Origin of the sequence: Campylobacter sp. US50a (genome assembly GCF_004379015.1) — a bacterium.
In the GTDB taxonomy this organism is placed as follows: domain Bacteria; phylum Campylobacterota; class Campylobacteria; order Campylobacterales; family Campylobacteraceae; genus Campylobacter_D; species Campylobacter_D jejuni.
Genome location: NZ_RYYJ01000023.1, coordinates 1 through 6,783, shown reverse-complemented (window position 1 = coordinate 6,783; position 6,783 = coordinate 1). Strand labels below are relative to the sequence as shown.

At 31.9% G+C, this 6,783-nt stretch carries 3 protein-coding genes and 2 pseudogenes; 2 read left to right on the top strand and 3 right to left on the bottom strand.

What is annotated here, in order from left to right; translation table 11 throughout:
- Positions 1–1,283 (bottom strand): annotated as a pseudogene (locus ELQ11_RS09260) (cache domain-containing protein); the annotation flags it as partial.
- A gap of 169 nt (positions 1,284–1,452) precedes the next feature.
- Between ELQ11_RS09260 and zupT the strand changes: the two are divergent.
- Entirely contained in the window at positions 1,453–2,328 is an 876-nt protein-coding gene (zupT, locus tag ELQ11_RS09255) for a zinc transporter ZupT (protein ID WP_126236303.1), read from the top strand.
- Between the two features lie 23 nt (positions 2,329–2,351).
- Here zupT and ELQ11_RS09250 read toward each other — a convergent pair whose 3' ends face one another.
- On the bottom strand, positions 2,352–4,841 hold the full coding sequence (locus tag ELQ11_RS09250) for a molybdopterin guanine dinucleotide-containing S/N-oxide reductase (protein WP_134225292.1): 2,490 nt from the start codon (positions 4,839–4,841) through the stop codon (positions 2,352–2,354).
- A gap of 88 nt (positions 4,842–4,929) precedes the next feature.
- Positions 4,930–5,364: a cytochrome C gene (locus ELQ11_RS09245; RefSeq protein WP_243833550.1), complete on the bottom strand. Its 435-nt coding sequence runs from the start codon at positions 5,362–5,364 to the stop codon at positions 4,930–4,932.
- Between the two features lie 247 nt (positions 5,365–5,611).
- Between ELQ11_RS09245 and ELQ11_RS09240 the strand changes: the two are divergent.
- Positions 5,612–6,783: pseudogene (locus ELQ11_RS09240) on the top strand (cache domain-containing protein); the annotation flags it as partial.

The window sequence follows — 6,783 nt, the reverse complement described above, 5'->3', positions numbered from 1 at the left end:
ACGGTTTGAACTGATTCTTTAACGGCTTGATTGTCTTGTTCTAAACCTTTTTTAGTAGCAAGGATGTTTTCGTTGATCATTTTGCCCATTTTTCCAAGTTCATCATCGGCTTTGATTGAAATTAAATCAACTTCGTGTTTTTCGTGATTTAAAAAATGAAAGAAATTTTCTAAAGATTTTAAAATGACAGGAATTCTAGATCCAACTATTTTTTTAACGCAGACATAAACTATAATCAATATGACAAGTAGTATAAAAAAAGAAATCACAATAAAAATAATTTCTAGTTTCTTTAAAGGTGCTAAAACTGAATTTTTAGGAGCAGTTACAACCATACTCCAATAACTTGAATTATTTGCAGTACTAAAAGATGAAACGGATGCATAGCTTAAATCTCCAGTTGAAGCAACATAATCATCTATTATAACAGTTTTGTGTTCTTTAACAGCATTATTGACTAACTCCACAGAGGGATCTTTATTTATATCATTGAGTGTTTTTAAAATGGCATTATGATTTTTATGAATGGCAATAACACCTTTATCAGTCATTAAAAATCTTAAATCCCCTTCAAAAAAATCTAATTTTGGGTCAAGTATGGTTTCAGAAACTTCAGAAAAATCTAAAGTATATCCAGCAACTCCAATCAATTTACCTTTATTATTAAAAATAGGCATTCCAAAATTAATACCTAGAAAATCTTTTCCATCGTAGTTAAGTTTAGTTGGTGGCCCAACAAATAAACTGTCTTTATCTCCATATTTAGCGTTTTTTTCTACTTGCTCTATAATCTTTAAATTACCAAAATTATTTGGCGTTTGAATCGTTTCTATTCCTCCAGATTTTCTAGTGGTTTGATCAAAATAAATCATAGCAAAAGTTTTACCATCAGAACTTGTGTATCTTTTATCAATTCCTTGAGCACCCCCTAGCACTGAAGTATCTTTTAAATACAAAAAAGTATAAGCTGAATATAAACTACTATCAAATAAATTTTTCATTAAGCTTTCAATCAAATCAGCATCAACTTGATTATTGTGTTCAAACATATCATTTAAGGAAGTTGCGGCTCCTTTTGTAAGTGCAACAGTTTCATTTAGAATACCTTCCATATAATTGGTGTATCTTTTTGAAGCTAAAAATATTGAATCTTTGGCCTCTTTCTCCATATTTTCAGAAATATATATGGAAACTGTTGAAACTAATACGATAATGCCTAAAATTACCCCTATGGCTACAGATAGAATAAGCTTAGTGCTTATATTTAAAGAACGAAAATTCATATTTTTTCCTTAAACTTTTAAAAATTTATTAAAAAGTTAGTATAATATTCTATAATTTTTTAAAATATTCTTAAAAATTTTAATATCTTTTGTATTTTTACCATATGTTAACTTTTTATAAATATAAGTATTTAAAATATTAAAATTTTATTGAAGTTAAGAATTATTAATGCAATTTACCTTTGAACAAATTTTTATCGCAATACTACTGACTCTTTTTGCAGGTTTTTCTACAGCTATAGGTTCTATAATAGCCTTTTTTTCTAGAAAAGATGATTTAAGAGTGCTTTCTTTAGGACTTGGTTTTTCAGCTGGGGTAATGATATATATTTCTTTCATGGAAATTTTACCTACTGCGCTGAAAGATTTTAAAAATCACTATGATTCGCATTGGGCTGAGCTTTTAGGATTGGCTTGTTTTTTTGGTGGAATTTTAATATCTTTATTGATTGATAAATTAATCCCCGAAGATGTCAATCCTCACGAGCCCAAAGAGGATTTAAGCGAGTTAAAAATTTGTCCCTTACCTCAAAAAGGACAAAATCCTCCGAAATTTCATCCTGGAGAAAAGTTGCATCAGATCAATACTAAAGCTTTAAAACGCACAGGGATTTTTACAGCTTTAGCTATTGCTATACATAATTTCCCAGAAGGTTTTGCTACTTTTATTTCGAGTCTTGATAATCTTACTTTAGGAATTGCTATAGCTATAGCTGTGGCTATACACAATATCCCTGAAGGTTTGGCTGTGAGTTTGCCAATTTACCATGCTACAGGAGATAAGAAAAAAGCTTTTATTTATTCAGCTCTTTCGGGTTTTGCAGAGCCTTTGGGTGCTTTTGTTGGAGCTTTGATTTTATTGCCTTTTATAGGCGATCTTACTTTAGCTATAAGTTTTGCTGTGATTGCAGGAATTATGGTTTTTATATCTCTTGATGAACTTTTGCCCGCTGCAAAAACTTATGATAAGGCTCATGATAGTTTATATGGACTTATATTAGGAATGGCAATAATGGCTTTAAGTTTAAATTTGCTTGGACAATAGAAAGCCTTGCGGCTTTCTTAAATTTAGTTCACACCTTTTGGGGCGCTAAAGGCAGTAAGTTTTGGTAGTTCACCTTTAAATTTTTCTATGTTTACGAGCCCTGTGTGAGAGATATTGCCATTGGCAAGTTTTGAAGTTGGTATATCCATGGTTAAAACATTTACACTTCCACATTTACAAAGTCCGTTTTCATTAGGATCATACCAAGCACCTTCACAAAGCCTTACAACCCCTTGCATGATTTCATCACTTACAACAGCCCCTGCTAAAACTTCACCGCGTTTGTTAAACACGCGCACTACATCGCCATTTTTTATACCAAGTTTTTTTGCATCTTTGGAATTGATTAAAATCGGCTCTCTATCTTTTATTGCATAAGTATCTCTTAAGCTTGTGTGGCAAAGTTGAGAGTGTAAGCGATCTCTTGGGTGGTTTGTAAGTAAGTGGAAAGGTGCTTCTTTGGTTGCATTTCCAAGCCATTCAATAGGCTCAAACCAAGTAGGATGGGCTTTGCAATCATCATAATTATAATTTTTAATCGTTTCTGAGTAAATTTCAATGAGCCCTGAATCTGTACCCAGAGCATTTAAGATAGGATCTTCTATAAATTCTGAAAAACGAGTCCATTCTAAACTTTCAGCTGTTGGTTCAAAAGTGATTGGTTCATTTTTAGCCCAAAATTCTTCAAAGCTTGGCATAGGAGTGGCAAAAGCTTCGCCAAAACTTTGAGTTTGTTTTAGGGCGCTGTTGTAGTATTCTTTGATGAAATCTTTAGCTTTTTTTCCATTTTCTGTGTAGGCATTAAAGACATCTTTTCCATAAATTTTACAAATATCAGAGAAAATTACATAATCATCTTTGCTTTCACCCACAGGCTCAACTGCTTGTTTCATAGGAGCTATATGCATATTTGAATAATCTCCTGTCATGGTAATATCATCTCTTTCATAAGATGAAGTTATAGGCATAACAATATCTGCCATTTTAGCTGTTGGAGTCCAGTAAATTTCATTTACCACAACGGTGCGTGGTTTTCTCCATGCTTTTACATTAGTGTTGGTATCTTGATGGTGCACTAAAGGATTTCCACCTACCCAGTAAATAAAATCAATATCAGGATAGGTAAGCTTAGAGCCGTTGTGATCTATGGTTTTTCCAGGGTGAAGTAAAGCATCAGCGATTCTTGCTACAGGGAAAGAATAACTCGCTATATTTTGAAGCCATTCTGCACCTCCGTTTGAAGTTTCGCTTTTTGCTAAACCTTTAAATTTACCATTGTTCCAAATTCCTAAGCTACCTGCTGTCATACCGCCGATAACTCCGCCTTTGCAAGTTGGAACACCACCATTGCTGTAATGGTAGCTTAGTCCAAAACCACCTCCTTTTGTGCCGATTTGTCCTAACATCGCACAAAGAGTAACTAACATCCAGTGAGGCTGTTCGCCATGATGTGCTCTTTGCATACCCCAACCACTCATAATCATAGTAGGATTATCATAAAAAGTTTCAGCTAAATTTTTGATAGTTTTTTCATCGATACCGCAAATTTTACTTGCCCATTTGGTATCTTTTTTCACTCCATCTTCTTTACCTTCTAAATAATCTTTAAATTTATCAAAGCCTGTAGTGTAAGTGTCTAAAAACTCGTAATTGACTTTTTTCTTAGCGATTAAATGGCTGGCCATACCCATCATTAAAGCCACATCGGTATTTGGGCGTGGAGCTATCCATTTAGCATTTAAAAATTTCGCTGTAGTGGTTTTTACAGGATCTATACAAATCACTTTGATTTTACTGTCTTTAAGTTTTTCAAAATACGCCAACCCTCTTTGTTCGTTTGAAGTCCAAGCTATGCGTAAAGTAGAAAGCGGATCAGCACCCCAAATCACAACATATTTAGAATCGCTTAAGATATTTTCCCATGAGGTTTGTTGCTCATAAACTTCAATCGATCCTGCAACATAAGGCATAATCACTTGAGAAGCTCCTGTAGAATAGTCCCCAGTAGCTCCTACAAATCCACCTGTTACATTTAAAAATCTATGAAGCAAGATACGTGAGTTTTGCATATTTCCACTTGATTTCCAGCCATAACTTCCACCAAAAATTGCACTTGCACCTTTGCTATCTCTTGTTTTTTTAAGCTCTTTAGCGATAAGCTTGATCGCTTCATCATAACTTACGCGAACAAACTCATCTTTTCCACGAAGTTCAGGTTTAGGATTGTCAGGATTTTCAAGGTAGGATTTACGCACATAAGGATACTTCACACGAGATTTATAAACCATATCGGCAGTATAGTGCTGTAAAGGATTATCCATTTTTGTAACTTTTTCCCAAGGTTCACTTTTTACTATCTTGCCATCTTTTATAGTGAGTTTTAAAATCCCCCAGTGTGCTGCAGTGATCACTTCTCCATTTTTTACAAGTCCAAGGCTAACTTTTGAAGCTTCTAAGGTTTTTCCTGCACTTAAGCTTGGAATGAAAGGTAAAGCACTTAAGCTCACTCCAATTTTTTAAAATTTTCTTCTATCTAGTATGCTTTTCTCCTTATTTTGTTTTAAAATCTTTTGCGTTTTTTTGTAAGTATTCTATAACTAGTCATCTGTCTTTTTTATCAATGCCTGTTCTATCAGCCATAGAACGGAAAATTGCAGGCCAAGCGTTAGCTGTAAATTCTTTTTCTTTGTGGATAGCATGACAAATTCCGTAGTTATTTGCAAAAAGCTCTTTGGCTCGATTTAACATTTCTTTATTGTCTTTGACAAATTCTTTTTGATCTGCCCAAATTTCAAGGTTTACCTTATTCCATTTTCCATCTTTTCCAGTTATTCTTTGAGAGAAATTTAATTTTGTATTTTTAAAAAAAGCTGCAACAATAATTCTTTGAGAGTCATTGAAATAAATCACAGAAGGTGCTTTAGGATTTACATAACCATTAATTTTTAGCAAAACCCTGTTATTTTCGCTTTTTAACACTTCAAAAGGATTTGTAGGTAAAAGTCTTCCTATGGCTTTAGTATTATCTTTATTAATATAAAGTAATACAACTTCATCGGTATAGGCGGTATTTTTTGTCTATAAACATGTTGCTAGGACAACAAAAGAAATGAAAATCTTTTTCATTAGTATTCCTTAATATAAATTTTATATAAATGTATTTTAACACTATTTAATTTAATTATTAATTAATATTAACAAAATATTAATTAATAACTTTTTTAGAAAAAAATAAGCATTTTATAGTTATAATTCGAAAATAAATATACAAGAAAGGAAGACAATGTTAAAATCTATCGGAACTAAATTAACCCTTTCAGTAATTGGAAGTGTTATAGTTAGCTTAGTCTTTATGATTGCCATCATATCATATGAAGTTTCTCGAAATATGGAAAAAGAAGCAGAAATTGCCCTAAAAATGGCTTCAAAAAGATATGTAAATTATATGCAATCCACACTTGATGAACCTTTTTTACTCTCTAAAACATTAGGTACTAGTGTACAACAAGTTATTAATGATAATGGGAGCATTGACATTAATGTATTGGAAAATTTCACCAAAAAAGCATTAGATTCAAGTATGTATACCACTTATGCTTTTTTGTACATTAAAGATCTTTCAGTTTTATCAGGAAATAAAGATAAAGACACTCAAAATGGAAATTTATCTATTGTTTATAATGATTCAACTCCAGGGATTGATGGAGGTATTAAAACATTTATACAAAATAAAAATATGTATAACAGTATGCCTGTAATCTCAAAAATTGAAAACAATGTGCACAATGGAGAACAAAAGGTTACTTTTGGTTCAGTTAAACGCTTTGATTATGGCAATGGAGAATTTTTAGGGATAAACTTAGGAATACCTATTTTTAATCAAAAAGGAGACTTTGCAGGAGTTGTTGGTTTCACTTTAGAGCTTTCACAGATGTCTAAAACTTTACTTGATCCTTCTTTAAATTTTCATGAAGGAGATTTAAGATTGCTACTTACAGATGATGGAACATTTGTTATTCATCAAAATCCTAAAGCTGTTTTGCAAAAAATCAATGAATACAACAATTCTCCTTCTGTAGCTCCTATATTAAGTGCTATTAAAGAACATAGAGATATTTTAATCAATAATTTTTACACGGCAACAGGTTTAACCAGTTATGCTTCGGTTTCATCTTTTAGTACATTAGAAGATTCAAGTCATTGGAGTATACTTGTAACAACCCCTAAAAATTCAGTTTTAGAACCTTTATATCATCTTCAGTTAATTATAGTTGCTGTAGTTGTTATATTTTTAATTATAATTTCAGCTATTGTATATATATGTATAAAATATATGGTAAGTGCAAAAATTAATTCAATTTTTAAATCTTTGCAAAATTTCTTTGACTTCATCAATCATAAAACAAAAAATGTTTCTACTATAGAGGTAAAAAGCAATGATGAATTTGGACAAAT